Here is a 278-nt window from a genome sequence, read left to right on the forward strand (position 1 = left end):
GGGCTGGGACGAATTCAAGGGCCGGCGCGACATCCGCGTGGTCGATATCCGTTTTTCGAGCGAAGCCATGCGCGCCCTGTGGTGGCGCACCTTGCGCCAGGTGCCGTCCGCCGCGTTCGCGGCCGATGGCAGCGTGCCGGCGCGCGACGCCCAACTGGCGACGCTGCCGCTGTGGCCCGGCCTGGCGCGCGTGGCCGGCGAGATCCTGGCCTGGAGCCAGGATCGTGGCGAGGTCGCCGCGCTGTATCTGCAGGGCAAGGCCCAGGAGGCGCTGGCCC

Annotated in this window: 1 pseudogene; it reads left to right on the forward strand. The window is 73.0% G+C overall.

What is annotated here, in order from left to right:
* Positions 1-278 (forward strand): annotated as a pseudogene (locus SB751_RS29910) (AraC family transcriptional regulator); the annotation flags it as partial.

It is taken from the genome of Cupriavidus sp. SIMBA_020 (genome assembly GCF_046535395.1).
GTDB classification, from domain to species: Bacteria; Pseudomonadota; Gammaproteobacteria; order Burkholderiales; family Burkholderiaceae; genus Cupriavidus; species Cupriavidus campinensis.